We start from the raw sequence: 26990 nt of genomic DNA, 5'->3' as shown, positions 1-26990 counted from the left end.
TCCCGACGTCCGGAACCCGTCCCGCTCCTCCCGTCCGAGAACAGGCACCATGTCCCAGCTCCGCCTGCGCGCCGCGCTCGCGCTCATCGCCCTCGCCCTCGGTGGCTTCGCCATCGGGTCCACCGAGTTCGTCGCGATGGGCCTGCTGCCGAACATCGCCGCAGCGCTCCTGCCCCACCAGTACGGCGTCGACCCGGACGCCGGGATCGCGCACGCCGGCTAGCTCGTCGAGCGCCTACGCGCTCGGCGTGGTCGTCGGAGCGCCGACGATCGCGGCGATGTCGGCGAAGTTCCCGCGTAAGGGCCTCATCCTCGTGCTGCTCGTCGGGTTCGTCGTCGCGACGGTCGCGGGCGCGATCCTGCCCTCGTTCGGCCTCATGCTCGTCGCACGGTTCGTCGCCGGGCTGCCGCACGGCGCGTACTTCGGCATCGCCTCGATCGTCGCCGGCGACATCATGGGTCCGGGCAAGCGCGGCAAGGGCATCGCGATGGTGCTGCTCGGCCTGTCGGTCGCGAACGTCATCGGCGTGCCCGCGATCACCTGGGTCGGGCAGGTCGCGAGCTGGCGGATCGCCTACGGGGTCGTCGCCGTGCTCTTCGCGCTGACGTTCCTGGCGGTGCTGGCGTTCGTGCCGCGCAGCGCCGTGACGAGCACGCCACGATCGGCCGCGAGCTCGGGCCTTCCGCGTGCCGCAGGTCTGGATGGTCATGGGCCTCGGGGCCGTCGGCTTCGGGGGGTTCTTCGCGGTGTACTCGTACATCTCGCCGCTCGTGCAGAACGTCACCGGGCTGCCGGAGTCCTTCGTGCCCCTCGTGCTCGTGGTCGTCGGCATCGGCATGGTCGTCGGCGGCATCCTGGGCGGCCTGCTGGCGGACCACAGCGTCAAGCGCACGATCTACGTCGGCATGCTCGCCCTCATCGCGGCCTTGCTCGTCACCGTGCTCACCGCGCAGTGGGCGTGGGGGATGTTCCTCGGCGCGTTCCTGCTCGGGGCGACCTCGTCCGCGATCCCGCCCGCGGTGCAGTCCCGCCTGATGGACGTCGCCGGTGATGCCCGCACCATTGCCGCGGCGCTCAACCACTCGGCGTTCAACATCGGCAACTCGCTCGGTGCGGCCCTGGGCGGCGCGGTCATCGCCGCCGGGTTCGGCTTCCTGGCGCCGGGGTGGCTCGGCATCGTGCTCGCGCTGCTCGGTGTGCTCATGACGATGATCAGCTACGGGGCCGAGCGGCGGAGCAACCGTCGTGCGGCGCTCCGCTCGTCGTCGCCGAGCACGGGGCCGATCACGTCGCCGGTTCCGATCGTCTGACGGGGACGGGCACGCCGCACCGTCCACCGCTCCCGAAAGCGACAGTTCGCCGCGGAAACTCCGCGGCGGACTGTCTCTCGCGTGGGGACGCGACCAGTGGGCGCGAACTGTCGCCGTGGCGGGATCGGCACCGTGCGACCGTCGGACGGGAGGCGCGGTGCCAGCCCGCCCCGCGCCTCCAGGCCGTCGCACGGTGCGGGCCACCGCACGTGGCGAGCAGGAGAGGCCGGGTCCGTGACGGGACCCGGCCTCTCCAGCGAGCACGCGCGCCTACAGCCCGACCGGGCTGCCGTCCCTGCACGATGATGCCGTCGGTGATCGCCCGCTTCCGGAGCGCCACCTTCGTGCCGACGTCGAAGCCGGCCACGCGGGTACTTCTCGCGGATGCGCTTGAGGTAGCTCTTCGCGGTCTCCTCGGAGATACCGAGCTGGTACGCCACGCTCTTCACGGGCTCGCCGCCTCCGTACAGGGCCATCACACGACGCTCCTGGGCGCTGAGCTTCGGCACGCCGCCGACGTCGCCGCTGTTGATCGCAAGGTCGAGCTCCGCCGACATGTACTGCTCACCGCGCTGCGCCGACCGGATCGCCTCGACGATCATCTCGGCGTCCTCGCTCTTGACGAGGTAGCCGAGGGCGCCGGAGGCGAGGGCCTCGCGGACGACGTTCGGCTCCGAGTAGGTGCTCATCACGACGGTCTTGACGCCGGCGGTCTTGAGCGTCGAGATCTTCAGCGAGACCGGGATCGAGTCCTTGAGGTCGAGGTCGAGCAGCACCACGTCCACCGGGAACGCGGGGCTCGTGAGGAGCTCCGGCCACGTCGTGACGGCCGCGACGAGGGTAATGTCGTCGGCGGCGTTCCGGATCCACTCCGTCAGCGCGCCGAGGAGCATCCTGTGGTCGTCGACGAGTGCGAGTCGGATGGGTTCCTCTGGAGTCGCCATGCTGGCGTCCTTTCTACGGGGCAGTCGTGGCAGATCCTAGGCGGACGGACCACGTGACACGGGCAGGCTGGTCAGGGTGTCCGGCAGTTTCGGGCCAGCCGGTTCCGTGCGACGACTACATCGACGGATGTCGGTCGACGACGCAGTGCGCGACGACGTGGAGCACGCCGTCCCGCACGGAGTCGGTGTACGGACCGATCCGCTGGAGGGCACTCCAGGCGGTGGGGCCGAGTCGACGACGCGGGACGCCGCGCGACTCGAACACGATGGGGACGTCCATGGTCTCGTCGGTCACCGGGTGGCCGTCGGAGCCGACCGGGCCGAGCGTGACGGAGACGACAGGCGAGCCGGCCTGGGACCCGCGGCCCTCGGCGACGCCGACCATCTGCCAGAGCGCCTGCAGCAGTCCGTCGCGCTGGGCGGGGAGAGGTGGCCGGCGAGGGACTGCGGGTCGGCGACGCTGACCGACCGGCCGAGGTTGTCCGACTCCGTGATCGCGTGGTACAGCCAGGTCTCGCGGCGGCCCTCGATGAGGTGCAGACGGAGTTCGGTCGCGAGCGAGGCGGCGACCGAGGCGGAGGCATCGGAGAGCGGGAGCGGATCGCTGCCGTTCGCGACGGCGTCGAGCAGCTTCTCGGCGGCGAGGTCGAGTCGGGCGAGCTCGTCCGAGGCGAGCATGCCGACCGCGAACTGCGGCGCCTGCACGTTGCTCTGCACGAGGACGCGGTCGAGCTCGCGCTGCACGAGCTGGCGGAACCGCTGCACGGCGAAGATCGCGATCGACGGCGGCACGACCACGAGGGAGAGCGTCGAGACCAGCCCCGGCATGGTGTCGCTCGTGATCGGGGTCGAGGCGATCGACATCCCGATGAACGCCAGGGCGAGGACGGCGATGGCCGCAGCGACCTCGCGGGCGGGGCGCAGCGTCGCGACGGGCAGCAGCGCGAAGCCGGCGGCCACCGACGCCGACGCCGTGTGCACGAGGTCGTGCTCGGGCCAGATCCCGACGAAGTCGAGTGTCACCACGCAGCCGAGGACCACGCAGATGAGCCCGAAGGCCAGCCCGGTCAGGCGTTCGCCGTAGTTGAGCAGGCTGAGGCCGACCCCGACGGCCGCGATGAGGTACAGCGCCCAGGCCGCTGCGGGCAGCCAGCGGGTTCGTGAAGTCCTCCCAGCGGATCAGGAAGAAGACGATGCCGGCGACCGCCTCGATGCCGGTGAGGACGGCGGCGCCGAGTCCCAGGTACCCGGCGCCGAGCGACGCGCCCGGCTTGGCGGCCTGCCGCAGCGACCGCGCACCGGTCGAGGTGGAGGGCAGACCGCGGGCCTGCCGACGTTCGTTGCCCCGGTACCGTTCACGGGCCTCCCGGCGGGTGCGCGGGGCGGGCTGGACGGGCTCACCGGGCAGTCCACGACTGATGGTGTCCTCGGGGACGCGGCTCATCGGGGAGTCTCCGCGCCGACGGTCGTGCGGGTCATCGGGGCGCCTCCAGGACGACGGTGGTGCCGGAACCCGGCGCGGAGAACAGCTTCGCGTCGCCCCCGACCTCGCGGAGGCGGTTCACGACGCTCTCCTTGAACCCGAGGCGTTCGGCGCTGATCTCGCCGAGCTCGAAGCCGACACCGGAGTCCGTGACCATGGCCCGGACCATCTCGTTGTCGTGCACGATCGTCACGTGCGCCTCGCCGACGCCGGCGTGCCGTCGGACGTTCTCGAGGCACTCGCCGAGCGCGAGGAGGAACGCGTCGAGCACGTGCGAGGGCAGGAGCACCTGGCCGGTGCCGTGCCAGCTGACCTCGAGGCCCATCCGACCGAAGCGCTGCTTGACCGACTCGAGGGTCTGGCCGAGGGGCGACTCTTCCTCCCTGGTGAGCGAGTAGTCGCCGGACTGCTGCGGCTGGGGCGTCGCGCCGAGACGGAGGTGGCGGAGGAGCCGAGCGTCCTCGGCGGCCTGCTCCCGCATGGCCTGCTCGGACACGCCGACGCCGGAGTGTGCGAGGAGCGTCAGCGTCGCGAGGACCGTGTCGTGCAGGAGTCGGGCGCCCTGGCGTCGCTGCGCCTCGGTCTCGCTGGCCTGCCGTTCGGCGCGGTGCGCTGTGCCGATGCTGTAGATGCGGCGGGCGACGCGGGGGATGCTCCGCGAGATCCAGATCGTGACGACGGCGATGAGGACCCAGCCGAGCAGGGCTCCCGTCACGGGAGCGGCGAGGATGCCGCTCGCTCGCAGGTGATCGCGACGACGACGACCCCGCCCGTGGCGATCGTCGAGTCCGAGGCCGACCGGGTGCCCGCGCTGCGCCATGAGCGGGGCGGACAGGGTGCCGGCGGCGAGCGGGACGACCGCCGACGCGATGACCGGCCGGACGGTGTCGTCGACGCCGAAGAACAGCAGCGCGAGGGAGCCGAGGCCGGACGCCAGGATCAGGGCCGTCCACCAGACCGAGTTGTTCCACCCGAAGACGAGCAGCGCGCCGATCATGATCGCGATGCATGCGAGGGCACCGACCAGCAGGACGACGGGGACCGCGAGCGCGGAGATGATCCCGATGACGGAGACGAGCGCGCACACGATGCCGACGACACGGGTGGTGGACCGCAGCAAGCGGTCGCGTTCCTGTGCGATGAAGTCCATCGATGTCCTGGTTGGTGACGGGGAAACTGGTGGTGCCGGGTGGTGCCGGGGTCGTGCGGTGTGCTCGCCGCGTGTGTTCGTGCGGTGCGGTGCCGTGCAGTGAAAACCGAGCCTCGGTCAGGCCGAGGCACCACGCCATCATTCCACGCGCGCCACCCGTTGGGGGGTGTTCGGCGCGCGGTGCCGCGTCGGATGGTTCTGTGATCGTTATTGCAAGCGTTATGTGAACGACGAACCGGACGCACGCCGTACCGCGACGTCGCAGATCGTCCGACGCCGGACGGCGCGGCCCGTCGGACGGCGCGGCCCGTCGACCTGCCGGACCCCACTCGCGCTACGCGTCGAGCAACCGCCGCAGGTGCGCGCCCACGGCCTCGTGCTCGATGAGGAACCCGTCGTGCCCGAACTCGCTCTCGATCACCGCCGCACGGTCGCCGTCGAGGGTGTCCGGCACGCCCGCCGCGATCCGGTGCTGGTCCTCGACGGGGAACAGTCGATCGCTCGAGACCCCGACCACGAGGGTCCGTGCCGTCACGAGGGCGAGCGCCGCTGCCACCCCGCCCCGCCCGGCCCCGACGTCGTGCGAGTCCATCGCGTGGCTCAGCGTCACGTAGCTCGACGCGTCGAAGCGCCGGGTGAACTTGTTGCCGTGGAAGTCGAGGTAGCTCTCCACCGAGAACCGGCCGTCGTCGCCGAGCGGGGAGACGTCGCTCTGCCACGACCGGGCGAAGCGACCGTTGAGCTCGTCCGACGCCCGGTACGTCATCAGCGCCATCCGCCGTGCCAGGGCGAGCCCGCGGTGGGGTCCCTCGCCAGCGTCGGCCTCGTAGTAGTCGCCGCCGGCGAACGCGGGGTCCATCTGGATCGCCGCACGCTGCAGCGAGTTCGCGGCGATCTGGTCCGCGGTGGTCTGCGCCGTCGATGCGAGGACCGCCAGTCGGGCGACCCGGGAGGGGTGCGCCACCGCGAACTCCAGCGCGTGCATGCCGCCCATCGACCCGCCGACGACCGCCGCGAAGGTGTCGATGCCGAGCCGGTCGGCGAGCTGTGCCTGCAAGGCGACCTGGTCGCGGACCGTGACGAACGGGAAGCGCGAGCCCCACTCGAGGCCGTCCGGCGACACCGACGAGGGCCCCGTCGTGCCCTGGCACCCGCCGAGCATGTTCGGGGCGATCACGAACCAGCGGTCGGTGTCGATCGCGCGGCCAGGGCCGACGACGTCGCCCCACCAGCCCGCGGTCCGGTGCCCGGGTCGGGCAGCCCCGCGACGTGCGAGTCGCCGGTCAGCGCGTGGAACACGAGGACGGCGTTGTCCCGTGCCGCGTTCAGCTCACCCCAGGTCTCGTAGGCGACCCGCACGGCCGGGATCCGGCCCCCGCGGACCCACTGCTCGCCCAGGGCCGCGAAGTGCCGTGCACCCGGGTGGTCGCCCGGGCGCCAGGCTCGGTCACGGGCGGCTTGCCGAGCGTGCCGAGTTCGGTGCCGGGCACGAGGGTGGACGGCACGGAGTCCTCGGGGGTCGTCTGCCAGTCCATCGGGTCCAGTCTGCCGGGAGGCGCGCCCCACGGCCGCCGTGTTACGTCACGTCCGGCGTGGCGCCGGGTCCGGGGCGCGTGGCCGGTCCCGGGCCGCGCTCGCCCTTTGCGTGCGTGCGCATGTTCCGACATCGTGCGCGTTGTTCGACTCGTGGATCGTCGCACCATGCGCACGCACCGGATGCGTGCGCAACGAGCGACGTCCCACGAGTCGATCGACTCGTGGGACGTCGCAATATGCACAGAGCATCGAGCGCGCCGTGCCTCGGTGCCCGGGCGGGGCAGGGCCTACGCCCGCAGGCCCTCCTGCGAGACCGCGCGGGCCGCAGCAAGCCCGGCCTCGAGGTCGGCCTTCAGGTCCTCGATGTTCTCGATGCCGACCGACAGCCGCACGAGCCCCGGCGTGACCCCGGTGGTCAGCTGCTGCTCCGGCGTGAGCTGCGAGTGCGTGGTCGACGCCGGGTGGATGACCAGGGAGCGCACGTCGCCGATGTTGGCCAGGTGCGAGAACAGCTGCAGGTTGTCGACGAAGGCCTTGCCCGCCGGCACGCCGCCCTTGAGCTCGAACGACAGCACCGCCCCGACGCCCTTCGGCGCGTACTTGTTGGCCGCCCCATACCAGGGCGAGGTCGGCAGGCCCGCGTAGGACACCGACGCGACGTCCGGGTGCCGGTCGAGCCACTCGGCGATCTCCTGCGCGTTCGACACGTGCCGCTCGATGCGGAGCGACAGCGTCTCGATTCCTGCAGCAGCGCGAAGGCCGTGTCGGGGGAGTTCGATGCGCCGAGGTCGCGGAGCAGCTGCACGCGCGCCTTCACGATGTACGCCAGGGCGTTGCCGACGGCCTGGGCGAAGACGGCGCCGTGGTACGAGGAGTCGGAGCGTGTTGAACTCGGGGAAGCGCTCGGCGTGGTCCGACCAGGCGAACGTCCCGCCGTCGACGAAGTACGCCGCCGATGACCGTCCCGTGCCCACCGAGGAACTTCGTCGCCGAGTGCACGACGATGTCGGCGCCGTGCTCGAACGGACGGATGGAGGTACGGCGTCGCGGAGATCGTGTTGTCGACGATGAGCGGCACGCCGGCGCCGTGCGCGATGTCGGACACGGTGGCGATGTCGAGGACGTTGATCCGCGGGTTGCCGATCGTACTCGGCGAAGAACAGCTTCGTGTTCGGGCGGACCGCGCGGCGCCGCTCCTCGGGGTCGTCCTGGTCCTCCACGAAGGTCGTCTCGATGCCGAGCTTCGCGAGCGTGTACTTGAACAGGTTGTACGTGCCGCCGTAGATCGACGACGAGGACACGATGTGGTCACCCGCGCCGGCGATGTTCAGGACCGCGTAGGTCTCGGCCGCCTGGCCGCTCGAGACGAGCAGGGCCCCGGAGCCGCCCTCGAGCGCGGCGATGCGCTGCTCGACGACGTCGTTCGTGGGGTTCATGATGCGCGAGTAGATGTTGCCCGGCTTCGCCGGGGCGAACCGGGTCGCGGGCGTGGTCGGAGTTCTCGAACACGTACGAGGTCGTCTTGTAGATCGAGGTAGCGCACGGCACCGTGGTCGGGTCCGGCTGCGCGCCGGCGTGGATCTGCGTGGTCTCGAACCGCCAGGCGGCGCAGCGTCGTTCGTGGTCATCTCGTGCTCCTGTCCGGTGCGGCTGGTCATCGGGTCACCCTGCGCCCGGCCTGGAGAGCGCGGCGCGGCTGTGCACGTCCTGGCTCACGCTACGCACGTGGCCGGTCGGGGACCAGCGGTCCCGCCACGGGACGTAACGCGCGGGGCGGAGACGACCCGCGCCTCCAGGCAAGCGCTGGCCACACACCGTGCGAAAGGAGGCGAGGGGCGACTAGGCCGGGTCGCGGCGGAAGAGCCAGTCGACCTTGGGCTCGAGCAGCCAGCGCATCCCACGACGGACGAACGGCTGCGCGAGGAACAGGCTGACGGCGCAGGCGAACCTGACCATGAGCAGGACGTACGGCCATGCGGAGTGCGCACCGGCGAGGATGCCCATTGCTGGACAGCTCGCGGACCGGGTACAGCAGGAAGGTGTGGAGCAGGTAGACGTACATCTCGTCGCCGCGCCGAACTTCCAGGTGATCTACTGTTCCGAGGGGGACGAGCAGCAGGGCGGCGCCGTCAGCAGCGCACGCGAGCAGCATCAGGCCGAAGCGCACGGCACCGGCCCACCAGGCGTCCTCGCCGAGGCCCCGAGTACGATCGTCGTAGAAGAACCAGTGGTGGAGGTCGAACTCCTTGAACTGCGGGATCCAGATCACGCACACGATGCCGCCCACGCCGCGAACACCGCCGCGGCGGCGATCCGGACCCGCGACGATCCGCCGAGGCGCGTCGTACCAGCGGTCGAAGACGCCCACTGCTTCACCTGCCAGCCGAGCAGGAAGAACGGCAGCAGGCTGATCGCGCGGGACAGGGAGAGCGTCGAGTCCACGTTGTCGAAGTACCCGACGCCGATGCTGAACACGACCGCCCAGAACAGCGGCCACCGCAGCTGGGCGAGGTACGGCAGGATCAGCTTGAAGATCCCCAGGGCGAGCAGGAACCACAGTGTCCAGGTCGGCTGCGTCGGGTTGAACTTCTTCCCGCCCTCGGCCGGAGCCTGCACCACGGTCCAGATCGTCTGCATGATGATGTACGGCACGACGATGTCGGTGATCGTGCGGCGCATCCGCTTCGCCGTCGGGGTGTCGGCGGACGAGAAGTAGCCGCTGATCACGCCGAACGCGGGCATGTGGAACGCGTAGATGAAGGTGTACAGCGCGAGGGCGTGCTCGCTCGCCGTCGTCTGCCGCTGGATCGCGTGCCCGATGACCACGAGCGTGACCGCGAGGAACCGCGCCGTGTCCCACATCGGGATACGACGCTTCGCACGGCCGGGCTCGAGACCGGTGGCGGGCGCCGAGGGCGCTGGAGGAGCGGCATCCGTCGTCATCCCGGGTCACGTTACCGGATCGTGATGTCCGGGGATCGGTACGGTTGCAGGGGCACCCCGCCCGACCCCTGGAGGAAGCACATAGCACCACGTCGCGCAGTCGTCACCGGAGCGAGCTCGGGCATCAGGGCGGCGACCGTCCGGCTGTTCCGCTCCCGCGGGTGGGACGTCCTCGCCGTCGCCCGGCGCGAGGCGAGCCTGGAAGCGCTCGCCGAGGCCACCGGGGCCGACGTGCTCGTCGCGGACATCACCGACGCCGCCGACGTCGCGGCGCTGGCCGCACGGGTCGAGGAGCTCGGGGGAGCGGACGTCCTGGTGAACAACGCCGGCGGCGCCTTCGGTTCCGCGAGCGTCGAGGCGTCCGACGTCGACGACTGGCGCGCGATGTTCGAGGTGAACGTCATCGGCACGAAGCGCGTGGTCGCTGCGCTGCTCCCGCACCTGCGGCGGCGTGCGGCGACCGCGGGGAACGCCGACATCGTCACGGTCACGAGCACGGCCGGGCACGTGGCGTACGAGAACGGCGGCGGGTACAACGCCGCGAAGTTCGCCGAGCACGCCCTGGTGGCCGCGCTCCGGCTCGAGCTGAACGGTGAACCGCTCCGGGTCGTCGAGGTCGCGCCGGGTCTGGTGAAGACCGACGAGTTCGCACTGACCCGCTTCCGCGGCGACGCCGAGAAGGCCGCTGCCGTGTACGACGACGTGCCGGAGCCGCTCGTCGCCGAGGACGTGGCCGAGGCGATCGTGCACTCGGTCGAGCTGCCCGCCCACGTGAACCTCGACCTCGTGACGATCCGGCCGGTGGCGCAGTCCGCGCAGCACAAGCTCCGCGCGCGGGACGCTCTCCCCGCGGGTCTGATCCGACCGGGCTGGGACGACGGGAGTACGCGCCCCGGGTGCACCTGCGGGTCGCGGGCGCGGGCTCCGTGCCGGTACCGTGGTCGGATGCCGATCAGCAGCGACTCCGGGTCACCCGCCCAGGCTCCCTCGACCGTGACCGTGACGAGCGGGCCCGAGGTGCTCGGGTGGCTGGAGTTCGGTGACGCTGCGCGCCTGCTCGCCAAGGACGTCCTGTCCTCCGGGTTCGAGCCCGAGGTCGTCGTCGCCGTGGCCCGCGGTGGACTCATCATCGCCGGCGCCGTCGCCTACGCGCTCGGCACCAAGGAGTGCGGCTCGATCAACGTCGAGTTCTACACCGACGTCGAACAGCGCCTCGACGAGCCGGTCATCCTGTCGCCCGCGCTCGACGCCCCGAGCCTCGCCGGCAAGCGCGTCCTGATCGTGGACGACGTGTCCGACTCCGGCCGCACCCTGCGCCTGGTCGTCGACATCGTTCGGAACGCCGGTGCCGACGTCCGCAGCGCCTGCCTCTACTCGAAGCCCGGCACCGTGCTCGAGCCCGACCACGTCTGGCGCCGCGTCGACGGGTGGATCACCTTCCCGTGGAGCGCCCTCGCCCCGGTGACGGCCGAGTCGTGAGCATCCACCTCGTCGGCGGCGGACCCTTCGCCGCCTCGGACGCCGCAGCGTCCTTCCTCGCCGAGGCCACGGCGCGGCTCCGCAGCCGTCGGCCGGACCGTCCCGCGGATCGGCCTGCTGTCCGTCGCGAGCTCGGTGGGCGCGAGCCCCAGCTCGACCGCCGACATCGCCGAGGTGCTCGGCGGCGCCCGGCAGGCCGAGGTCCTCGTGTCCGAGATCGCCCCGGGCGAGGTCTTCAGCACCACCGTCCTCAGCGACGTCGACGCGCTCGTCGTCGGGGGCGGGGATCACCCCGCACTACCTCGACGCCGTCGCCCCGCTCGTCGACCAGATCCGCCTGCTCGTGTCCGACGGCCTGCCCTACCTCGGCTACTCCGCCGGGGCGATGATCGCGGCCGACCGTGCCCTGGTCGGCGGCTGGCGCATCGGCGGCGTCGAGATCTGCCCGGAAGAAGCGGCCGAGGGACTCGACGAGGTCGAGCTCCGCGAAGGACTCGGACTCGTCGACCTGACCATCGACGTGCACGCGGTGCAGGCCGGCACGCTCGCGCGGCTGATCGCCAGCGCCGAGGCCGAGTTCGTCACCGCCGGTCTCGCGATCGACGAGGACACCACGCTCGTCGTCGGCGAGGGCGCGCTCGAGGTCCGCGGCGCCGGCAGCGTCTGGCGCGTCGTCGCCGGGGACGAGTCGGTCTCCGTCGCCACCATGGGCGCGTAGGCACCGACGACCGTGCAGCCGCGCCCGCTCGCCGACCTGGTCGACCCGGGCTGGGCCCGAGCGCTCGCCCCGGTCGAGGACGACGTCCACCGGATGGGGTCCTGGCTCCGCGACGAGGTCGCGGCCGGTCGGCACTACCTGCCCGCGGGCGACCACGTGCTCCGCGCCTTCGCCGACCCGTTCGACGCGGTCAAGGTGCTGGTGGTCGGACAGGACCCGTACCCGACGCCGGGCCACCCCATCGGCCTGTCCTTCGCCGTCGACCCGCACGTGCGGCCGATCCCGCGCAGCCTGGCGAACGTCTACAAGGAACTCGAAGCGGACCTCGGCGTGACACCGCCGCCGCACGGTGACCTCCGGCCGTGGTCGGCGCAGGGCGTCCTGCTGCTCAACCGGGTCCTCACCGTGCAGGCGGGCGAGGCCGGCAGCCACCGCGGCAAGGGCTGGGAAGCCGTCACCGACCAGGCCGTCCGTGCGCGCTCGTCGAGCGTGGGACGCCGCTCGTCGCCGTGCTGTGGGGTGCGCAGGCGGGTTCCGTCCGGCCGCTCCTCGGCGACACCCCGGTGGTGGCGTCCGCGCACCCGAGTCCGCTCAGCGCGTCGCGCGGGTTCTTCGGCAGCCGCCCGTTCTCGCAGGTGAACGAGCTGCTCGCGGAGCAGGGTGCGACCCCCGTGGACTGGGCCCTGCCCACGGACGTCCCCGCGGCATAGGCTCGGTCCGTGCTCGAGGAGGAATACCAGCGGCGACGGGTCCTGCCGCGACACCTGCGTGCCCCGGTGCCCGCCGAGGCCGCGTTCACGTACACGATCCGCGCTGCGGAGGCGTCCGGACCTGCCCGACATCCGCGAGATCCACACGCACTACGTCCGGAACTCGTCGGTGACCTTCGACCCCTCGGCGTTCACGTTCGCCGCGTGGAAGCGGCGGTACGACGACATCCGGAAGCGGAAGCTGCCGTTCCTCGTCGCCGTGAACCCGTCCGGCCAGGTGCTCGGGTACGCCCTCGTCGACGCATGGAACCCGCGGGACCGGTCGAACCGCGTGGTCGAGGACTCGATCTACCTCGGTGCGGCGTCCGGCGGGAAGGGTCTCGGGCGTGCGCTCATGGAGGCCCTCATCGACGAGTGCCGTTCGGCCGGCGTCCGCGAGGTCGTCGCCGTCATCGCCGACCGGCAGGCCGAGGCGTCGATCCGCTTGCACGAGCGGCTCGGCTTCGAGGAGGTCGGGCGCATGGGCAAGGTCGGCTACAAGTACGACCGCTGGCTCGGCACGGTGACGATGCGGCTGCGGCTGCGGGGGCCGCGGCTGTTCGCGCGCGCGAGGTCGGACCGCGCCTAGGGGTGCGGGTCGGTCGAGGAGGGGCCGGAGTCGCCCGGGCCCGGCGAGGCACAGGCGGTGGATTCGGGCGTACCTGGTCGTTTCTTCCGACCGAGTACGCCCGGTTCGACCGAGTACGCCCGGTTCGACCGAGTACGCCCGGTTCGACCGAGTACGCCCCGGTTCGACCGAGTACGCCCGGTTCGACCGAGCATGCCCGGTTCGACCGAGCCCGGTCCGACCAGGCCCGTCCGACCCCCGCGCGTCAGACCCCGGGCGCCTCCGCGATGAACTCGTCCCGCGTCACCCGCACGAGCTCGGTCGTCGCCGCCGAGGCCTCGGGCCCGTCACCAGCGACCATCGCCTGCGCGGCGGCGAGGTGCCGCGCCGCGGCGTCGTGCGTCCACCGCGTGATGGTGTCGCGCGACTCCGAGGTCCGGGTGCGGAGCAGTGCCTCGACCGTGCCGGCGAAGTGCGCGAACACCGCGTTGCCGGACGCCGTGAGCAGGGCGCGGTGGAAGCGGACGTCGGCCTCGAGGTAGGCGCGACTGTCCTCGGCGGCGCAGGCTTCGAGCATGTCCTCGGCGGCCCGGAGCACCTCGGCGCCCACGACCGCGGAGTCCGGACCACGTGCCGCCAGCGCCGCGGCGACGGGCTCGACCCCGAGCCGCAGCTCGAGCAGTTCCCGCTGCTGCACGAAGTACGACGGGGAGGCACCGCGCCACCGGATGACCGTCGGCGCGAGGAGCTCCCACGAGTCGATGCCGAGCACCTGCGTGCCGACGCGCTGCCGCGGTTCGACGAGCCCGAGCGACTGCAGCACCCGCAGTGCCTCGCGGACGACCGACCGCGACACCCCGAACTCGTCCGCCACCAGCTCGGGGCGGAGGACCGACCCGGGCGCGATGCCGCCGTCGACGATCCGCTGCCCGAGCACGTCGAGCACGTGGCCGTGCAGGCCGCGCCCGTGGGAGCCGTTCGCGCGTGGTCCGGTCGACATCGTTCCTCCATGCAGTACGCCGCACGCGGTGAGCGTGACGTCGAGTCCATCGAATCGGCAGACTGCCCGGGAGGGCGGATGCCGCGCGGCGGATCGTCGTATAGTCTGATTAATCAGATTATTGACGGTCGGCGTGCAGGGCGCCAGACCGGACTCGACACTAAGGCGACGGAGCCGCGCGGCAGCGGCTCCAGGAAGGGCACCGATGCCTCACGCGCTCCAGGACCACGCGGTGACCGCATTCGCGGCGTCACCGCTCGCGTCCGCACCCCACCCGTCCGCAGCACACCCGGCGATGTTCCTCGCAGCAAGCGGTGGCGGCACGTCGACGGTCGAACCGTCCGGCCCCGTGGCCCAGCTGATCATCGCGGCGCTCATCGGCATCGTCGTGATCATCGTGCTGATCACGTGGCTCAAGGTCCACCCGTTCATCGCGCTGACCATCGGTGCCCTCGGCGTCGGCATCGGCGCCGGCCTCGCACCCGACGCCTCGGTCACGAGCTTCGGCAACGGCTTCGGCGCGACCATGACGAGCGTCGGCATCCTGGTCGGACTCGGCTCGATGTTCGGCAAGATGCTCGTCGACTCGGGGGCGGCCGACCGTGTCGTCGACACCCTCGTCCGCAAGTCGTCGAAGGCGGCCCTGCCGTGGACGATGGCCCTGATCGGCGCGCTCATCGGTCTGCCGATGTTCTTCGAGGTCGGCCTCGTGCTCCTCATCCCGATCATCGTCCTGGTGGCGAAGCGCGGCGACGTCCCGATCATGAAGATCGCCGTGCCCGCCCTGGTCGGCCTGTCGACGATGCACGCGTTCGTGCCGCCGCACCCCGGCCCGCTCGTGGCGATCTCGACGGTCGGTGCGAACCTCGGCACCACCCTCGCCTTCGGCATCGTGCTCGCGATCCCCGTCATCGTGCTGGCCGGACCGGTCTTCGCCCGCTTCGCGGCGCGCTGGGTCGACATCCCCGCCCCGGACATCTTCGGGTCGCGTGGCGGCAGCGGCTCCGGTCAGCAGGACCCCGCGCACGACGGCCGGGGAGGCACGGCGCGGCCCTGCCACGCAAGGACACCGCCTCCCTGCCCCACGGCAAGAGCGACTTCACCCGCGTCATCAGCGAACCGCGCAGCCCGTCGTTCACCGTCGCGCTCGTCGGCATCCTGCTGCCCGTCGTGCTCATGCTCGCCCAGGCGATCCGCGAGGCAACCGTGCCCGACGCCTCCGGCGCGTGGGTCAGCCTGCTCGACTTCCTCGGGTCGCCGATGATCGCGATCGGGATCGCCGCCGTCTACGCGATGGTCTTCTTCGCCATCGGCGGCGGGATGGACCGTTCGGCGGTCTCGAAGTCGCTCGAGAGCGCACTGCCGCCGGTCGCCGGCGTCCTACTCATCGTCGGTGCCGGTGGTGGCTTCAAGCAGGTCCTCATCGACACCGGCATCGGCGGGGTGATCGCCGACGCCGTGAAGGACTCCGGCATCTCGGTGCTGCTCGTCGCCTGGGTCGTCTCGGCGCTCGTCCGGGTCGCGACGGGTTCGGCGACGGTCGCCACCGTCACCGCAGCGGGCATCATGGCGCCGATCGCCCACGACCTGTCGTCGCCGATGACCTCGCTCCTCGTGCTCGCGATCGGCGCGGGTTCGGTGTTCCTGTCGCACGTGAACGACGCCGGCTTCTGGCTGGTGAAGGGGTACCTCAACACCACCGTCGGGCAGACGTTCAAGACGTGGACGATGCTCGAGTCACCTCATCTCGGTCTTCGGTCTGGCCGAGGTCCTCCTCGCCGGGATCTTCATCCGATGAGCGAGGCAGACCAGCTCGACGCCCGCGTCCTCGTCGTGATGGGGGTCTCCGGTTCGGGGAAGTCGACCGTCGCGGCGATGGTGGCCGAGCATCTCGGGTGGGACTTCGCCGAGGGTGACTCGATGCACCCGCCGGCGGACGTCGACAAGATGCACGCGGGCACCCCGCTGACGGACGACGACCGCTGGCCCTGGCTCGACGTCGTCGCCGCGTGGATCCGCGACCACCTCGACCGTGGTGCGCCGGGCGTCGTGACCTGTTCGGCGCTCAAGCGCTCGTACCGTGACGTCCTCCGCGCCCCCGGCGTGGTCTTCGTCCACGTCGCCGGCGACGGCTCGCTCATCCAGGACCGCATGTCGCAGCGCTCCGGGCACTTCATGCCGACCCTCACTGCGGCGTCCCAGCTCGCCACGCTCGAGCCGCCGCAGCCGGACGAGGCGCACGTCACGATCGCGGCTGACCGCACCCCGGAAGAGGAGAGCGCCGAGGTCGTCGAGCGGCTCGCGCTCGGGCCCATCCCGAGGGGCTGATCGAGGCGCTGGTCGGCAGCATGGCCCCATGGCGATCGACGACTCCCTCTCGCTCCTGACCCGCGGCTACGAGTTCGGCGCCCGGTTGTGGCGTCGGACCCGTCCCGGGGCCCGTGCGGTGCCGCTGCGACTCCTCGGCAAGCCGGCCCTCCTCGTGCGCGGCGCTCCGGGGGTCGAGCTCTTCTACGACGGCAGCCGCACGACTCGCCACGGCGCGATGCCGGCGATCGTGCAGCGCACCCTGTTCGGCGTCGGGTCGGTGCACTCGCTCGACGGTGCGGAGCACCGGCACCGCAAGGCGACCTTCGTCGACGTGGCGTACGAGGACGAGCAGGTCCGGCGTCTCACCCCGCTCCTCGCCGAGGAGTGGGGCCGGGAACTCGACGCGTGGCTCGGCGGTGGACGGCGGTCCGCGTACGACGCCGGGGTCGGTGCGGTCGGCCGTGCGGTGCAACGGTGGGCCGGCCTGCCGGGGACGCCCGAGGCCAAGACGCGCTGGGCGGCTCGGCTCGCGCAGATCGTCGACGGCTTCGGCGTGCCGTACTCGCCGGAGTACCTCCTGGCGGTGCGGAACCGGCACTGGTCGGACCGGCACGCCCGGCGGCTCGTCGAGGCCGTGCGGAGCGGCCGGCTCACCCCGGACCCGGGGACGGCGCTGTCCGAGTGGGCCTGGCACCGTGACCGCGACGGGGCGCTCCTGCCGGCCCGGACCGCCGGCATCGAGTTGCAGAACAGCTTCCGCCCCGCGATCGCCGTCGCCCGGTTCGTGGCCTTCGCGGCGAAGGAGCTGCACGACCACCCGGAGTGGCGCGGGCGCATCGCCGAGGAGACCGTCGCACGCCGGAGCCTGACCGACGGGCCGCTGGCCGTGGCGTTCGCGCAGGAGATCCGCCGGACGGCGCCGTTCGTCCCGATGCTGCCCACGTGGGCGACCACCGACGTCGAGCTCGACGGCGAGCACCTGGCGGCCGGCGGCCGGGTGCTGCTCGACATCCTCGGCACCGACACCGACGACCGCTCCTGGCCGGACGCCACGCGGTTCGACCCGTCGCGGTTCCTCGGGGTGGACGACTACGAGGCGGTGGAGGCCTTCGTGCCGCACGGCGGCGCGGACGTGGCGACCGGGCACCGCTGCCGGGAGAAGGTCGCCATCGCCGCGCTGGCCGCCGCGGTCGCCGCCCTGAGCGACCCCCGCGTCACGATCCTCGACGAGGGCTGGACGTCGATCGGCGCCGACTCCCGACGAAGCCGGCGTCGGGCGGTCGTGTCCGTTCGGCGCGCGCCGGCCGCTACCCGTACCACTGACGGCGGGCGGCGCGCCCCGGCACAGGTTCAGGCCTCGGTGACCCGCCCGGCCTCGACGTGCCACTGCCGGTCGAGCCGGACGGTCTCGAGCATGCGGCGGTCGTGGGTGACGAGCAGGAGCGTGCCGTCGTAGGAGTCGAGCGCCTGCTCGAGCTGCTCGATCGCCGCGAGGTCGAGGTGGTTCGTCGGCTCGTCGAGCACGAGCACGTTGACACCGCGGGCCTGCAACAGCGCGAGTCCGGCCCGGGTGCGTTCGCCGGGAGAGGGCTCCGGCCGGGCGACCCACGTGGTCGGCCTTCAACCCGAACTTGCGCGAGCAGCGTGCGGACGTCGGCGGTCGTGTACTCGGGCACGATGGCCTCGAACGCGTCGGCCAGGGGCTGGTCGCTCGTGAACGCCGCACGTGCCTGGTCGATCTCACCGACGGCGACGCTCGACCCCGGTGAGGCGGTCCCGGTGGTGGGCGCCTGCTTGCCGAGCAGCGCGCGCAACGAGGGTCGACTTGCCGGCGCCGTTCGGTCCGGTGATGCTGATCCGGTGGCCGCCGTCGACCTGCAGCGAGACGGGGCCGAGCGTGAAGTCGCCCTGGGTGAAGGTCGCGTCGGCGAGCGTCGCGGCGACGGCTGACGAGCGGGGCGCGCTGCCGATCGTGAACTCGAGCTGCCACTCCTTGCCGGAGTTCCTCGACCTCGTCGAGCCGGGCGATGCGCGACTCCATCTGCCGGACCTTCTGCGCCTGCTTCTCGCTCGACTCGCTCGCGGCCTTGCGCCGGATCTTGTCGTTGTCTGGAGCCTTCTTCATGGCGTTCCGGACGCCCTGGCTCGACCACTCCCGCTGGGTGCGGGCGCGCGAGACGAGGTCGGCCTTCGTGGAGGCGTACTCGTCGTAGGCGTCGCGCTTGTGCTGGCGGGCGATCTCGCGTTCCTCGAGGTACGCGTCGTAGCCGCCGCCGAACAGCCGGTTCGACGACTGCGCGAGGTCGAGCTCGAGCACGGCGGTGACAGGCGTGCGAGGAACTCGCGGTCGTGGCTGACGAGCACGACACCGCCGCAGAGCCCCGCACGAAGCCCTCGAGCCGGTCGAGCCCGTCGAGGTCGAGGTCGTTCGTCGGCTCGTCGAGCAGGACGATGTCGAACCGCGACAACAGCAGGGCGGCGAGTCCGACGCGGGCGGCCTGGCCGCCGGACAGTGCGGTCATCAGGGAGTCCGGACCGACGCCGTCGTCGTCCATCCCCGCGACCAGGCCGAGGTCGGCGAGCACGACCGGGATCCGCTCGTCGAGGTCGGCGCTCCCGACGCGAGCCAGCGGTCGAGCGCTGCCGAGTACGCGTCCGCCGCCGCGTCGCCGGCACCCGGTTCGCCGAGTGCGGCGGCCGCGGCGTCCATCGTCGTGGTGGCCTCGGCGCGGCCGGTCCGTCGGCCGATGTAGGCACCGACGGTCTCGCCGGCGACGCGCTCGTGCTCCTGGGGCAGCCAGCCGACGAAGGCGTCCGTCCGGGGCGAGCGACACCGTGCCGGCGAGCGGCTCGTCGACGCCCGCGAGCAGCCGGAGCAGCGTGGACTTGCCGGCTCCGTTCACCCCGACGACGCCGATGACGTCACCCGGGGCGACGGTCAGGTCGAGGGAGTCGAACAGTGTGCGAGCGGCGTACCCGCCGGCGGGGCCCTTGGCGACGAGCGTGGCGGTCATCCACCAATCGTCCCATGTCCCGCGCGTGCCCCGGGCAGGGCGCCGGCAGCACGCCGGCGGCCCCGATCGGGTCAGCGGGATGGTCCGGTCGAAGGTCCGCTTGACCGGCGGCGACGCCAGCCACGTCGCGGAGGGGCGGACGCACCCTCCGGCGTCGCACGCCAGGCGACGTACGCGTCGTGGTCCGCCGAGGTCGTCCAGCGTTCGACGACCACGATGCGGGTGGGGTCGGCGTCGTCGACGATCACCTCGAGGGACTCGCTCCCGGGAACGCGCCGGTCTGTGCGAGCGTCTCGCGGATCGCCGTCTGACGATCTCGGTGGGGAGGTCGCTCCGGAGCTGGGCCTCGAGCAGGACAGTCATCGACATGGTGCACCTTTCGTCATCGGTCTCGAGCCAACCGCAGATGCGGCCCCGGTGTTCGGAGTCGGTCGGAGCGCATCCGGCAGACTGGTCGGATGGACCCGTGCCCCTTCTGCCGCATCATCGCCGGGAGGCGCCGGCCGCATGGGTCGAGCGCGAGGAGCACGCGGTGGCGTTCGCACCCCTGCCCGAGTCACTGCTCGCTCCCGGGCACACCCTCGTGGCCCCGGTGGAGCACACCGACGACCTGTGGCGCGCCGGGCCGGTGGCCCTGTCGGCGACGTTCACCCTGGCGCAGCGTGTGGCACGGGCGATGCAGGGTGCACTCGGCGCGACCGGCACCGTGCTGCTGCAGGCGTCCGGGGCGGACGCCGGGCAGAGCGTCGGCACCCCACCTGCACGTCCACGTCGTGCCGTGCTGGCCCGACGACGGCACGGTGCACTGGCCAGAGCGGCGGTCGGCACACGTGGTCGAGGGCGACCCGTACGCCGCCCTCGCCGCGATGTTCGACTGACCGCCGCGACGCTCAGCCGGTGATCCGGAAGCGCACCGCGTCCCCCGGTCGCGGCTGCGGCACGGTCCCACCGCCGTCGGGGTGAGCACCGCGACGACCGGGTAGCCGCCGGTCACCGGGTGGTCGGCGAGGAACAGGACGGGGTGCCCGTCCGGGGGACCGCCCGAGCCGGTCTCGACGCCTCGCTCGGGAGCTCTCGGGTCACCGCCGGACGAGCGGCGCCGCCGCGGTCGTCCGCACCCCCCACGGTCGCTGTCCGGCGTGACGTGGTGGACCTGGCCGGTCAGGGTCACGCGCCACGACGGCGTGGACCAGTCGTCGCGCAGGCCGGGCGTCACGTCGAGCACGACGGGTTCGCCGGGCGGAGTGTCGAGCGGCGGGGCGACGGCGTCGACGACCGGCCATCCGTCGGCGGCGTCTCCGACGGGCGGGACGTCCCCGACGGACAGCGGCGGCGGGCCGAGCCGCGCCAGCGAGTCCCGACCGGCTGCCGAGCACCGGTTCGACCACGAACCCGCCCCGCACAGCGAGGGTACACGCGGAGGCCCGCGTCCGGCTGTCCGATGCGCAGCACGTCTCCGGGGGCGGGCGTCAGCACCTCGTACGGGGCCGCGCCGCGGAGCCCGGCCGTCGGCCGAGGTGACCTCGACCGGGCAGGCCGCACCGGTGGTGGCGGTGACCGGGTGCGCATCGGAGCGGAGTGTGACCGAGCCGAGCAGCGCCTCCAGGACGGCCGCGTCGGGGCGGTTGCCGACCATCCGTCCGGCGAGGGCTGCTGCTCCGCGGTCGGCGGCACCGGCGGCGCCGAGGCCGGCGTCGCTGAACCCGGGACGGCCGAGGTCCTGCACCGACGTGCCGGGCCCGACCTGGAAGCGGTGAGCGCGCTCATGCCGGGGGCGCCTCGACGAACCGAAGCCGGGTGCCGGCGGGGGCGAGCGCGGGCGGGTCGCGGTCGAGCGACCACATCGCGACCTCGGTCCGGCCGATGAGCTGCCAGCCACCCGGCGACGACCGCGGGTAGACGGCGCTGAACTCGCCGGCGAGGGCCACCGCGCCGCTCGGCACCGCGGTGCGGGACGTGCTGCGGCGGGGCAGGTCGAGCGACGGCGCGGTGCCGGTGAGGTAGCTGAAGCCGGGGGCGAAACCGCAGAAGGCGCTCGTCCAGACCTGGCCGGTGTGCCAGGCGACGAAGGCTCGTCGCGGGTCATCCCGGTCGTGCGCGCGGCGGCGTCGAGGTCCTCGCCGTCGTACGTGACGGGGATGACGAGCGGCGTGCGGACCTCCGCGGAACGGTCGGCGCGCACGGGGACGACGCCGGTGAGGCCGGAGCGGAGACGACCGGCGTCGGTGCGGTCCGGGTCGAACCGGAGCAGCAGCGTCCGAGCGCCGGAGACGACCTCGGTGAGCCAGGACCTCCGCGGCGATCAGTCCGGCGTGGAAGGCGACGACGTCCTCGAGCGAGTCGAAGGTCACCGGCACCGCGGACCGCCCGGCGGCACGGACGTCGAGCGTCACGGCGACGTGGTCGCGACAGCCGGCGCGAACGGTGCGATCGTCACCCCGTGCGTGGTCAGCAGCGTCCGGATCGCCTGCGCCATCGCGACCGCGTCGAGGTCCCCCGTGCACGCAGACCGAGTCGACCTGCACCCGCACGTCCGAGCCGTCGACCGCCGTCACCAGGCCGTCGGTGACCATGCGCAGCACCCGCGCGGCGACGGCCTCGAGGTCGTGCAGCACCGAACCGGGGTGCTGCGCGACACGAGCGACCCGTCGGGTTCGTAGGCGCGGTCGGCGAGGACCTCGCGGACGGCGCGGAGGCCGTGGCGTTCCGCGGCCCGCAGCAGCTCGGAGTCGGGCCGTGCGAGGACCGCCAGGGTCAGGTCGACGTCCGCGACGGCGCGGACCACCACCTCGGCCTGCACCGGGTCGACGCAGGCGGTGTTGTACAGCGCGCCGTGCGGCTTCACGTACATCACCGCGGTGCCGGCGACCCGGGCGGTCGCGACGGGCGCGCCGAGCTGGTGCACGACGTCGGCGTACAGCTCCTCGGGGGTGACGTGGACCGGCCGGCGGCCGAAGGCGATGAGGTCGCGGTAGGCCACGTGGGCGCCGACGGCCGCCCGCTCGGCCGCGGCTCGGCGGGTGTCGAGCATGATCGTGGGGTCGCCGGCGTGGAAGCCGCAGGCGGACGTTCGCCGAGGAGACCACGTCGAGCATCGCGCGGTCGTCGCCCATGCTCCAGGCGCCGAAGCCCTCGCCGAGGTCGCTGTTGCAGTCGATCGTGGTCACCTCGCCAACCTACCGGGGCGCCGTCAGCAGGCGTCCGATGCGGGTGCATGGTGCGACGTCCCACGCGTCGATCGACTCGCGCTTTGTCGCAACTTGCAGGCGTATCCGATGCGGGTGCATGGTGCGACGTCCCACGCGTCGATCGACTCGTGTGTTGTCGCTGCACGATCGCGCCCGCCCGGCGCCCGGCCGGCGCCCGGCCAGCGCCCGCCCGGCGCCCGGCCAGCGCCTCCCCGGCGCCCGCCCGGCGCCCGGCCGAGTCCGAGCGGTCGGGGCGGGCGGCCGGACCGTATCCTGCGGAAGTGGAAGCGACACAGCCCTCCGGCGCGACGAAGCGCCGCGTGGAACTCCGGATCACCCGCCCGCCGTTCACGTGGTTCGCCCGGCCGACCGTGACGATCGACGGCGTCGGACACCCGGCGCAGTGGGGGATCGGCACGTGGGCGGTGCCGGACGACAAGGGCACCGTCATCGGCGTGTACCTGTACAACCGCGCCTGGCGGTTCGGAGCGGCGACGCGAACGGTCGGAGCCGGAAGCGGAACCAGGACCATGACCGGAACCGACGCCGGAGCCGCGCCGACGCCGTGGCCGCCGACCGCTTCGTCTACCGTGCCGGCTGGCTGCCCTTCGGCGGAGGACGTCTGGTCACCGACGCCGACTGAGGCGGACACTGGTCGCATGACGACCAAGATCACCCTCATCATCGACAACCCGTCCGATCCGACGGCGTTCGAAGCGGCCTACCCGGCCCTCCGCGACGCCGCCGCGAAGCTCCCCGAGCTCCGCCGACTCGAGGCCGGCAAGGTCTGGCCGAAGGAGGACGGCACGCCCACGCCGGCCCACCGCACCCTCGACCTGTACTTCAACTCGTACGACGACGCCTCGGCAGCGGTCGCGGGCGCCGAGGCGGGCGACTTCTTCGAACAGCTCGGCGCCACCGGTGCGACCTTCACCGGACTGTTCTCGGACGTCGAGCAGGCCTGACGGCAGCGACCGCGCGCGGCGCGACCAGCGGCTTCGGACCGGACCAGCGGACGGACGGGAGGCGCGGTGCCAGCTGGCACCGCGCCTCCCGTCCGCACTGCGCCGTCGGGACTGCACGGTCAGCTACGCGTTCGAGCCGGACCCGTCGTCGCTGCCCTCGGTCGACTGGTCGTCGCTCTCCGAGGAGCCGCTGTCGTCGGAAACGCCCTCGACGGTGATCTTCGCCGGGAGAAGTCCGCCGCCGGCACCGAGCCGCCGCCGATGATGTTCGCCGCACGACGGTGCTGGCTGATGGTGAAGCCCGAGTCGCCGGTGCTCGGCTTGACGAGGAACGGCACCCACCCGGTCGTGCTCTCACCGGAGGAGATGTAGCCGTCGTCGGTCAGGCCGGAGAAGCCCTTCTCGGCCAGCGCGGTCGCGACGTCCGCGTTGGAGTAGCGGTCGATCTTGTCACCGTCGGCGGTGAGGAGCTGCAGGTCGCTCGGCGACCACCCCGAGGTGTAGACGCTGCCGGCGTCGGCCTTCGATGTGCACGGCGACGATGTGGCCGCTCTCGTAGTCCACCGCGGCGGGCAGCGGGAAGTTCGTGATGATCTGGTCGACCGTCACGGTGTTCTTCGTCACGTCGTCCGTGCTCTTGGCGGAGGCCTTCTTCGGCGTCGCGCCCTCCTTCGCGGCGGTGACCGCCGGGTCGGCGCCGGTGTTCTTCAGCAGCGGCGCCGTCATGGTGCGGGCCGGGTACTTCTTGCCCGACTCGTAGTCGGTGTGCTTCGCACGCTTCCACGTCAGGTCGGCCGACTTCGCGGTGTCGAGGACCTGCAGGGCGACCCACCCGGTCTTCGTCGAGCCGGTCGAGACGTAGCTCGGCAGCGCGGCGTAGCCCTGTGCCTCCATCGCGGCCTCGAGCCCACCGGCGTAGAGGTTCGACGAGGTGGTGTCCTGGTCGTCCTTGAGCCCGATGTCGGTCGTCGAGACGGAGTAGCCGTCGTCGGGCACGGTGACCTTGATCTGCACGAGCACGACGTCGCCCTGCGAGGACTTGAGCGACTTCACGTTGTCGGTGTCGAGCTTCGTCGACACCTTCTTGATCTCCACGCGGTCGCCGACCTGCGTGTCGGTGAGGGTGACCCCCACCTTCTTCTCGACGTCCTTCGTCAGGTCGATCTTCACGGCCGAGCCGCTGGCGGGCTTCGCGTCGCCGCCGGACTTCCCCTCGGACGCCCCGCCACCGCCACCGCCGCCGCTGCAGGCGGTGAGCGTCAGGCCGAGGACGACGGCGGTGGTGTCGCGGACATGGCAATGGTCTTGATCTGCACGGTTCCCCCTGGATGCGCCACCCCAACGGTGGTCAGTGCTGACCATTCTGCCGGAATCCTCAGGGTTCGTCCGCACATGTGGCACGGACGGTCCGGAACACGACCGCTCGGCCGGCTCGCTGAACCCGGTCCGCGGGGCGCCCGTAGCGTGGCGGCCATGACCACCACCGTCCTCGTCGCCGGCGCCACCGGCGACCTCGGCGGACGCATCGTCCGTGCGCTCCGGCAGCACGACACGAGCGTCCGCGTCCTCACCCGCACTGACGGCAGCCCTGCCGCCGAACGCCTCGCCGCCGAGGACGGGGTCGAGGTGGTGCGGGCGGACTACGGCGACCACGCGGGCCTGGTGTCGGCCCTCGCCGGGGTCGAGGTGGTGGTGTCGGCGGTGAGCGGGACGCGACCGGTGATCGTCGACGCGCAGCGGGCCCTCCTCGCGGCCGCGGTCGAGGCCGGCGTCGCCCGGTTCATCCCGTCCGACTACGCCGCCGACTACCGCTCGATCACGCCCGGGTCGAACCGGAACTTCGAACTGCGCCGCGAGTTCGCCGCCGACGTCGACGCCGCCCCGGTCCGGGCGACCTCGATCCTCAACGGGGCGTTCACCGACATGCTGACCGGCCAGGCGCCGCTCATCCTGTTCGACCGGCAGCGGGTGCTCTACTAGTCGTCGCCCGACCAGGTGCTCGACTTCACCACCAAGGACGACGTCGCCCGGACCACAGCCTGGTCGCGCTCGACCCGGCGGCGCCGCAGGTCGTCGAGGTCGCGGGGGACCGCGTCACCTCGCGGAGCATCGCCGAGACCATGTCACGGCTGACGAGGCACCCCGTTCCGGCGCAGTGGGCGGGGACCGCGGGGACGTTGTCGGCGATGGCGCGCGTCGGGCGGCGGCTGTCGAAGGCGGGGGATGACGAGCCGTTCCCCGCGTGGCAGGGTATGCAGTACTTCGTCAGCATGTTCAGTGGCGAGGCCGAGCTGCACCACGTCGACGACGACCGGTACGGCCCGTACGAGTGGACCAGCGTGGAGGACGTGCTCGCGGCACACCTCGCCGCCTGACCGGCCAGCCAGCCCGACCGGCCCGCCGGCACGTTCGGCCGGTCCGCCCGACCCTCCTGCCGCACGACCAGACCGGGGACCCGATGACGGACACCACCTGCCACATGTCGATCTCCCTCGACGGGTTCGTCGCCGGTCCCGACCAGGATCTCGAGCACCCGCTCGGCGTCCGCGGCGGCGAGCTGCACACCTGGCACATGCCCGGCAACGAGGTCACCGACGCCGACCGCACGGCAACGGGCTGGCTGATGCGACCCGCGGCGCGTACGTGATGGGCCGCAACATGTTCGGCCCGGTCCGCGGCGAGTGGGACCGGGACTGGCAGGGCTGGTGGGGTCCGAACCGCCGTACCACGCCCCGGTCTTCGTGCTCACCCACCACCCGCACGACCCGATCGCGCTCGAGGGCACGACCTTCCACTTCGTCACCGACGGGTTCGACGCGGCCTACGCGCAGGCGCTCACCGCGGCCGGTGACCGCGGCGTCGACATCGCGGGCGGGGCGTCGACCGTGCGGCAGGCGCTGGTCGCCGGGGTCGTCGACGAGCTGACGATCGACATCGCGCCCGTGCTGCTCGGCTCCGGGGAGCGGATCTTCGACGCCGACGTCGCGGGTGCTGCGCCGTTCGACTTCGAGCCGGTCGAGGTGCTGCACTCGCCGCTCTCGACGCACATCCGGTACCGCCGCCGCAGCTGACGCTCAGCGCCGCCGATCGTCCGGCCCGGGCCCGGGCCCCGGCTCGTCCGGCCCCGGCTGGTCCGGCTCCGGCACCGCCACGATCCGGTTCTGGTACGCCCACACGACCGCCTGCAACCGCGAACGCACCCCGAGCTTCGGCAGCATCCGCGCCAGGTGCGACTTCACCGTGGAGACCTCGACGACGAGCGCCGCCGCGATCTCCTCGTTCGACATCCCCTGCGCGAGCAGCATGAGGACGTCCCGCTCCCGCGCGGTCAGTACCCCGTCGACCCGGTCGCCCGTGACCGGCTGCAGGCTCCGCCGCGACACGAACTCGCGGAGGACCCGCCGGGTGAGCGACTGGTCGATCGTCCCGTTCCCGGCGGCGACCTGTCGGACGGCGTCGACGATGACGTCCGGCTCGGCGTCCTTCAGCAGGAACCCGGACGCCCCCGCCTCGAGCGCCCCGAACACCAGGTCGTCGACGTCGAACGTGGTGAGCATGAGCACCGGCACCGCGGGGTCGGCGTCCGGCGCGCAGAGCTCCGCGGGCCACCTCGATCCGTCCCACCGGCATCC

The 26990-nt window shown here is 72.4% G+C and carries 23 protein-coding genes and 11 pseudogenes; 16 read left to right on the top strand and 18 right to left on the bottom strand.

Annotated elements, in window-relative coordinates; all coding sequences use genetic code 11:
- Positions 1-49: 49 nt before the first annotated feature.
- From ACZ8AI_RS03180 to ACZ8AI_RS03170, 3 genes and pseudogenes are all read left to right on the top strand, one after another.
- Positions 50-223, top strand: coding sequence for a hypothetical protein (locus tag ACZ8AI_RS03180; RefSeq protein ID WP_464856516.1), 174 nt, complete (start codon positions 50-52; stop codon positions 221-223).
- 55 nt (positions 224-278) lie between these two features.
- Positions 279-617: pseudogene (locus ACZ8AI_RS03175) on the top strand (MFS transporter); the annotation flags it as partial.
- Positions 618-708: 91 nt separating this feature from the next.
- Positions 709-1311, top strand: coding sequence for an MFS transporter (locus ACZ8AI_RS03170; RefSeq protein ID WP_464856514.1), 603 nt, complete (start codon positions 709-711; stop codon positions 1309-1311).
- Here ACZ8AI_RS03170 and ACZ8AI_RS03165 read toward each other — a convergent pair.
- The 8 genes and pseudogenes from ACZ8AI_RS03165 to ACZ8AI_RS03130 form a co-directional block, all read right to left on the bottom strand.
- Positions 1218-2255 (bottom strand): response regulator, encoded by a 1038-nt coding sequence (locus tag ACZ8AI_RS03165; protein WP_464856512.1) that lies wholly within the window; start codon positions 2253-2255, stop codon positions 1218-1220. The two genes, ACZ8AI_RS03170 and ACZ8AI_RS03165, sit on opposite strands and share 94 nt — an antisense overlap.
- Before the next feature lie 115 nt (positions 2256-2370).
- Positions 2371-2535, bottom strand: coding sequence for a hypothetical protein (locus ACZ8AI_RS03160; RefSeq protein WP_464856510.1), 165 nt, complete (start codon positions 2533-2535; stop codon positions 2371-2373).
- Positions 2536-2546: 11 nt separating this feature from the next.
- On the bottom strand, positions 2547-3281 hold the full coding sequence (locus ACZ8AI_RS03155) for a hypothetical protein (RefSeq protein ID WP_464856508.1): 735 nt from the start codon (positions 3279-3281) through the stop codon (positions 2547-2549).
- 449 nt (positions 3282-3730) lie between these two features.
- Positions 3731-4888: a sensor histidine kinase gene (locus ACZ8AI_RS03150; RefSeq protein ID WP_464856506.1), complete on the bottom strand. Its 1158-nt coding sequence runs from the start codon at positions 4886-4888 to the stop codon at positions 3731-3733.
- Positions 4889-5222: 334 nt separating this feature from the next.
- Positions 5223-6423: pseudogene (gene metX / locus ACZ8AI_RS03145) on the bottom strand (homoserine O-acetyltransferase MetX).
- Positions 6424-6711: 288 nt separating this feature from the next.
- A pseudogene (locus ACZ8AI_RS03140) lies at positions 6712-8005 on the bottom strand (bifunctional o-acetylhomoserine/o-acetylserine sulfhydrylase).
- A 136-nt stretch (positions 8006-8141) separates the two neighbouring features.
- A complete protein-coding gene (locus tag ACZ8AI_RS03135) occupies positions 8142-8693 on the bottom strand; it encodes a hypothetical protein (protein WP_464856504.1) in 552 nt (183 codons plus the stop codon).
- Positions 8690-9367 (bottom strand): acyltransferase family protein, encoded by a 678-nt coding sequence (locus ACZ8AI_RS03130; protein ID WP_464856502.1) that lies wholly within the window; start codon positions 9365-9367, stop codon positions 8690-8692. The genes ACZ8AI_RS03135 and ACZ8AI_RS03130 overlap by 4 nt, the downstream gene beginning before the upstream one ends.
- A 24-nt stretch (positions 9368-9391) precedes the next feature.
- On the opposite strand from ACZ8AI_RS03130, the gene ACZ8AI_RS03125 reads away from it, so the two are divergent.
- From ACZ8AI_RS03125 to ACZ8AI_RS03110, 4 genes and pseudogenes are all read left to right on the top strand, one after another.
- Positions 9392-10846, top strand: a complete 1455-nt coding sequence (locus ACZ8AI_RS03125; RefSeq protein ID WP_464856500.1) for an SDR family NAD(P)-dependent oxidoreductase — start codon at positions 9392-9394, stop codon at positions 10844-10846.
- A gap of 343 nt (positions 10847-11189) precedes the next feature.
- The gene (locus tag ACZ8AI_RS03120; RefSeq protein WP_464856498.1) at positions 11190-11564 is read left to right on the top strand and encodes a type 1 glutamine amidotransferase family protein; all 375 of its coding nucleotides are present in this window, start codon (positions 11190-11192) and stop codon (positions 11562-11564) included.
- Positions 11565-11576: 12 nt separating this feature from the next.
- Positions 11577-12274: pseudogene (locus ACZ8AI_RS03115) on the top strand (uracil-DNA glycosylase).
- A gap of 58 nt (positions 12275-12332) precedes the next feature.
- The gene (locus tag ACZ8AI_RS03110; protein ID WP_464856496.1) at positions 12333-12902 is read left to right on the top strand and encodes an N-acetyltransferase family protein; all 570 of its coding nucleotides are present in this window, start codon (positions 12333-12335) and stop codon (positions 12900-12902) included.
- Between the two features lie 244 nt (positions 12903-13146).
- On the opposite strand, the gene ACZ8AI_RS03105 is transcribed toward ACZ8AI_RS03110, so the two are convergent.
- Positions 13147-13881 carry a FadR/GntR family transcriptional regulator gene (locus ACZ8AI_RS03105; protein WP_464856494.1) on the bottom strand — a complete coding sequence of 245 codons (735 nt, stop codon included), beginning with the start codon at positions 13879-13881 and terminating at the stop codon, positions 13147-13149.
- Between the two features lie 232 nt (positions 13882-14113).
- On the opposite strand from ACZ8AI_RS03105, the gene ACZ8AI_RS03100 reads away from it, so the two are divergent.
- The 3 genes and pseudogenes from ACZ8AI_RS03100 to ACZ8AI_RS03090 all read left to right on the top strand — a co-directional run.
- Positions 14114-15145, top strand: a complete 1032-nt coding sequence (locus ACZ8AI_RS03100; RefSeq protein ID WP_464856492.1) for a GntP family permease — start codon at positions 14114-14116, stop codon at positions 15143-15145.
- Positions 15037-16209 (top strand): GntT/GntP/DsdX family permease, encoded by a 1173-nt coding sequence (locus ACZ8AI_RS03095; RefSeq protein ID WP_464856850.1) that lies wholly within the window; start codon positions 15037-15039, stop codon positions 16207-16209. The genes ACZ8AI_RS03100 and ACZ8AI_RS03095 overlap by 109 nt, the downstream gene beginning before the upstream one ends.
- Before the next feature lie 28 nt (positions 16210-16237).
- Positions 16238-17218, top strand: a pseudogene (locus ACZ8AI_RS03090) (cytochrome P450 family protein); the annotation flags it as partial.
- 280 nt (positions 17219-17498) lie between these two features.
- Here the strand turns inward: ACZ8AI_RS03090 and ACZ8AI_RS03085 are convergent.
- Complete coding sequence (locus ACZ8AI_RS03085; protein WP_464856490.1) at positions 17499-19205, bottom strand: ATP-binding cassette domain-containing protein; 1707 nt, start codon at positions 19203-19205, stop codon at positions 17499-17501.
- A 71-nt stretch (positions 19206-19276) separates the two neighbouring features.
- The gene (locus tag ACZ8AI_RS03080) at positions 19277-19453 is read right to left on the bottom strand and encodes a hypothetical protein (protein WP_464856488.1); all 177 of its coding nucleotides are present in this window, start codon (positions 19451-19453) and stop codon (positions 19277-19279) included.
- 119 nt (positions 19454-19572) lie between these two features.
- On the opposite strand from ACZ8AI_RS03080, the gene ACZ8AI_RS03075 reads away from it, so the two are divergent.
- Positions 19573-20106, top strand: coding sequence for an HIT domain-containing protein (locus ACZ8AI_RS03075; RefSeq protein WP_464856848.1), 534 nt, complete (start codon positions 19573-19575; stop codon positions 20104-20106).
- A 111-nt stretch (positions 20107-20217) separates the two neighbouring features.
- Here ACZ8AI_RS03075 and ACZ8AI_RS03070 read toward each other — a convergent pair.
- From ACZ8AI_RS03070 to ACZ8AI_RS03050, 5 pseudogenes are all read right to left on the bottom strand, one after another.
- Positions 20218-21084, bottom strand: a pseudogene (locus ACZ8AI_RS03070) (5-oxoprolinase subunit C family protein); the annotation flags it as partial.
- A pseudogene (locus ACZ8AI_RS03065) lies at positions 20969-21265 on the bottom strand (5-oxoprolinase subunit B family protein); the annotation flags it as partial. The pseudogenes ACZ8AI_RS03070 and ACZ8AI_RS03065, both read right to left, overlap by 116 nt.
- Before the next feature lie 74 nt (positions 21266-21339).
- A pseudogene (locus ACZ8AI_RS03060) lies at positions 21340-21456 on the bottom strand (allophanate hydrolase); the annotation flags it as partial.
- A gap of 304 nt (positions 21457-21760) precedes the next feature.
- Positions 21761-22236: pseudogene (locus tag ACZ8AI_RS03055) on the bottom strand (LamB/YcsF family protein); the annotation flags it as partial.
- A gap of 76 nt (positions 22237-22312) precedes the next feature.
- Positions 22313-22372: pseudogene (locus ACZ8AI_RS03050) on the bottom strand (hypothetical protein); the annotation flags it as partial.
- A 341-nt stretch (positions 22373-22713) separates the two neighbouring features.
- Between ACZ8AI_RS03050 and ACZ8AI_RS03045 the strand changes: the two are divergent.
- Together ACZ8AI_RS03045 and ACZ8AI_RS03040 are read left to right on the top strand one after the other, a co-directional pair.
- Positions 22714-23358 carry a hypothetical protein gene (locus tag ACZ8AI_RS03045; RefSeq protein WP_464856486.1) on the top strand — a complete coding sequence of 215 codons (645 nt, stop codon included), beginning with the start codon at positions 22714-22716 and terminating at the stop codon, positions 23356-23358.
- 66 nt (positions 23359-23424) lie between these two features.
- On the top strand, positions 23425-23730 hold the full coding sequence (locus tag ACZ8AI_RS03040; protein WP_464856484.1) for a hypothetical protein: 306 nt from the start codon (positions 23425-23427) through the stop codon (positions 23728-23730).
- Between the two features lie 78 nt (positions 23731-23808).
- Here ACZ8AI_RS03040 and ACZ8AI_RS03035 read toward each other — a convergent pair whose 3' ends face one another.
- Positions 23809-24720: a hypothetical protein gene (locus ACZ8AI_RS03035; protein ID WP_464856482.1), complete on the bottom strand. Its 912-nt coding sequence runs from the start codon at positions 24718-24720 to the stop codon at positions 23809-23811.
- A gap of 111 nt (positions 24721-24831) precedes the next feature.
- On the opposite strand from ACZ8AI_RS03035, the gene ACZ8AI_RS03030 reads away from it, so the two are divergent.
- The 3 genes and pseudogenes from ACZ8AI_RS03030 (at position 24832) to ACZ8AI_RS03020 (ending at position 26429) form a co-directional block, all read left to right on the top strand.
- Positions 24832-25338, top strand: coding sequence for an NmrA family NAD(P)-binding protein (locus tag ACZ8AI_RS03030; RefSeq protein WP_464856480.1), 507 nt, complete (start codon positions 24832-24834; stop codon positions 25336-25338).
- A gap of 140 nt (positions 25339-25478) precedes the next feature.
- Complete coding sequence (locus ACZ8AI_RS03025; protein ID WP_464856478.1) at positions 25479-25733, top strand: hypothetical protein; 255 nt, start codon at positions 25479-25481, stop codon at positions 25731-25733.
- Between the two features lie 83 nt (positions 25734-25816).
- Positions 25817-26429: pseudogene (locus ACZ8AI_RS03020) on the top strand (dihydrofolate reductase family protein).
- A 3-nt stretch (positions 26430-26432) separates the two neighbouring features.
- Here ACZ8AI_RS03020 and ACZ8AI_RS03015 read toward each other — a convergent pair.
- Positions 26433-26915 carry a LuxR C-terminal-related transcriptional regulator gene (locus ACZ8AI_RS03015; protein ID WP_464856476.1) on the bottom strand — a complete coding sequence of 161 codons (483 nt, stop codon included), beginning with the start codon at positions 26913-26915 and terminating at the stop codon, positions 26433-26435.
- Positions 26916-26990: the final 75 nt, after the last annotated feature.

Source organism: Curtobacterium sp. AC273 (genome assembly GCF_979253735.1).
Note: the sequence above shows the minus strand (reverse complement) of the source record. Positions and strands in the feature narration are given on the sequence as shown.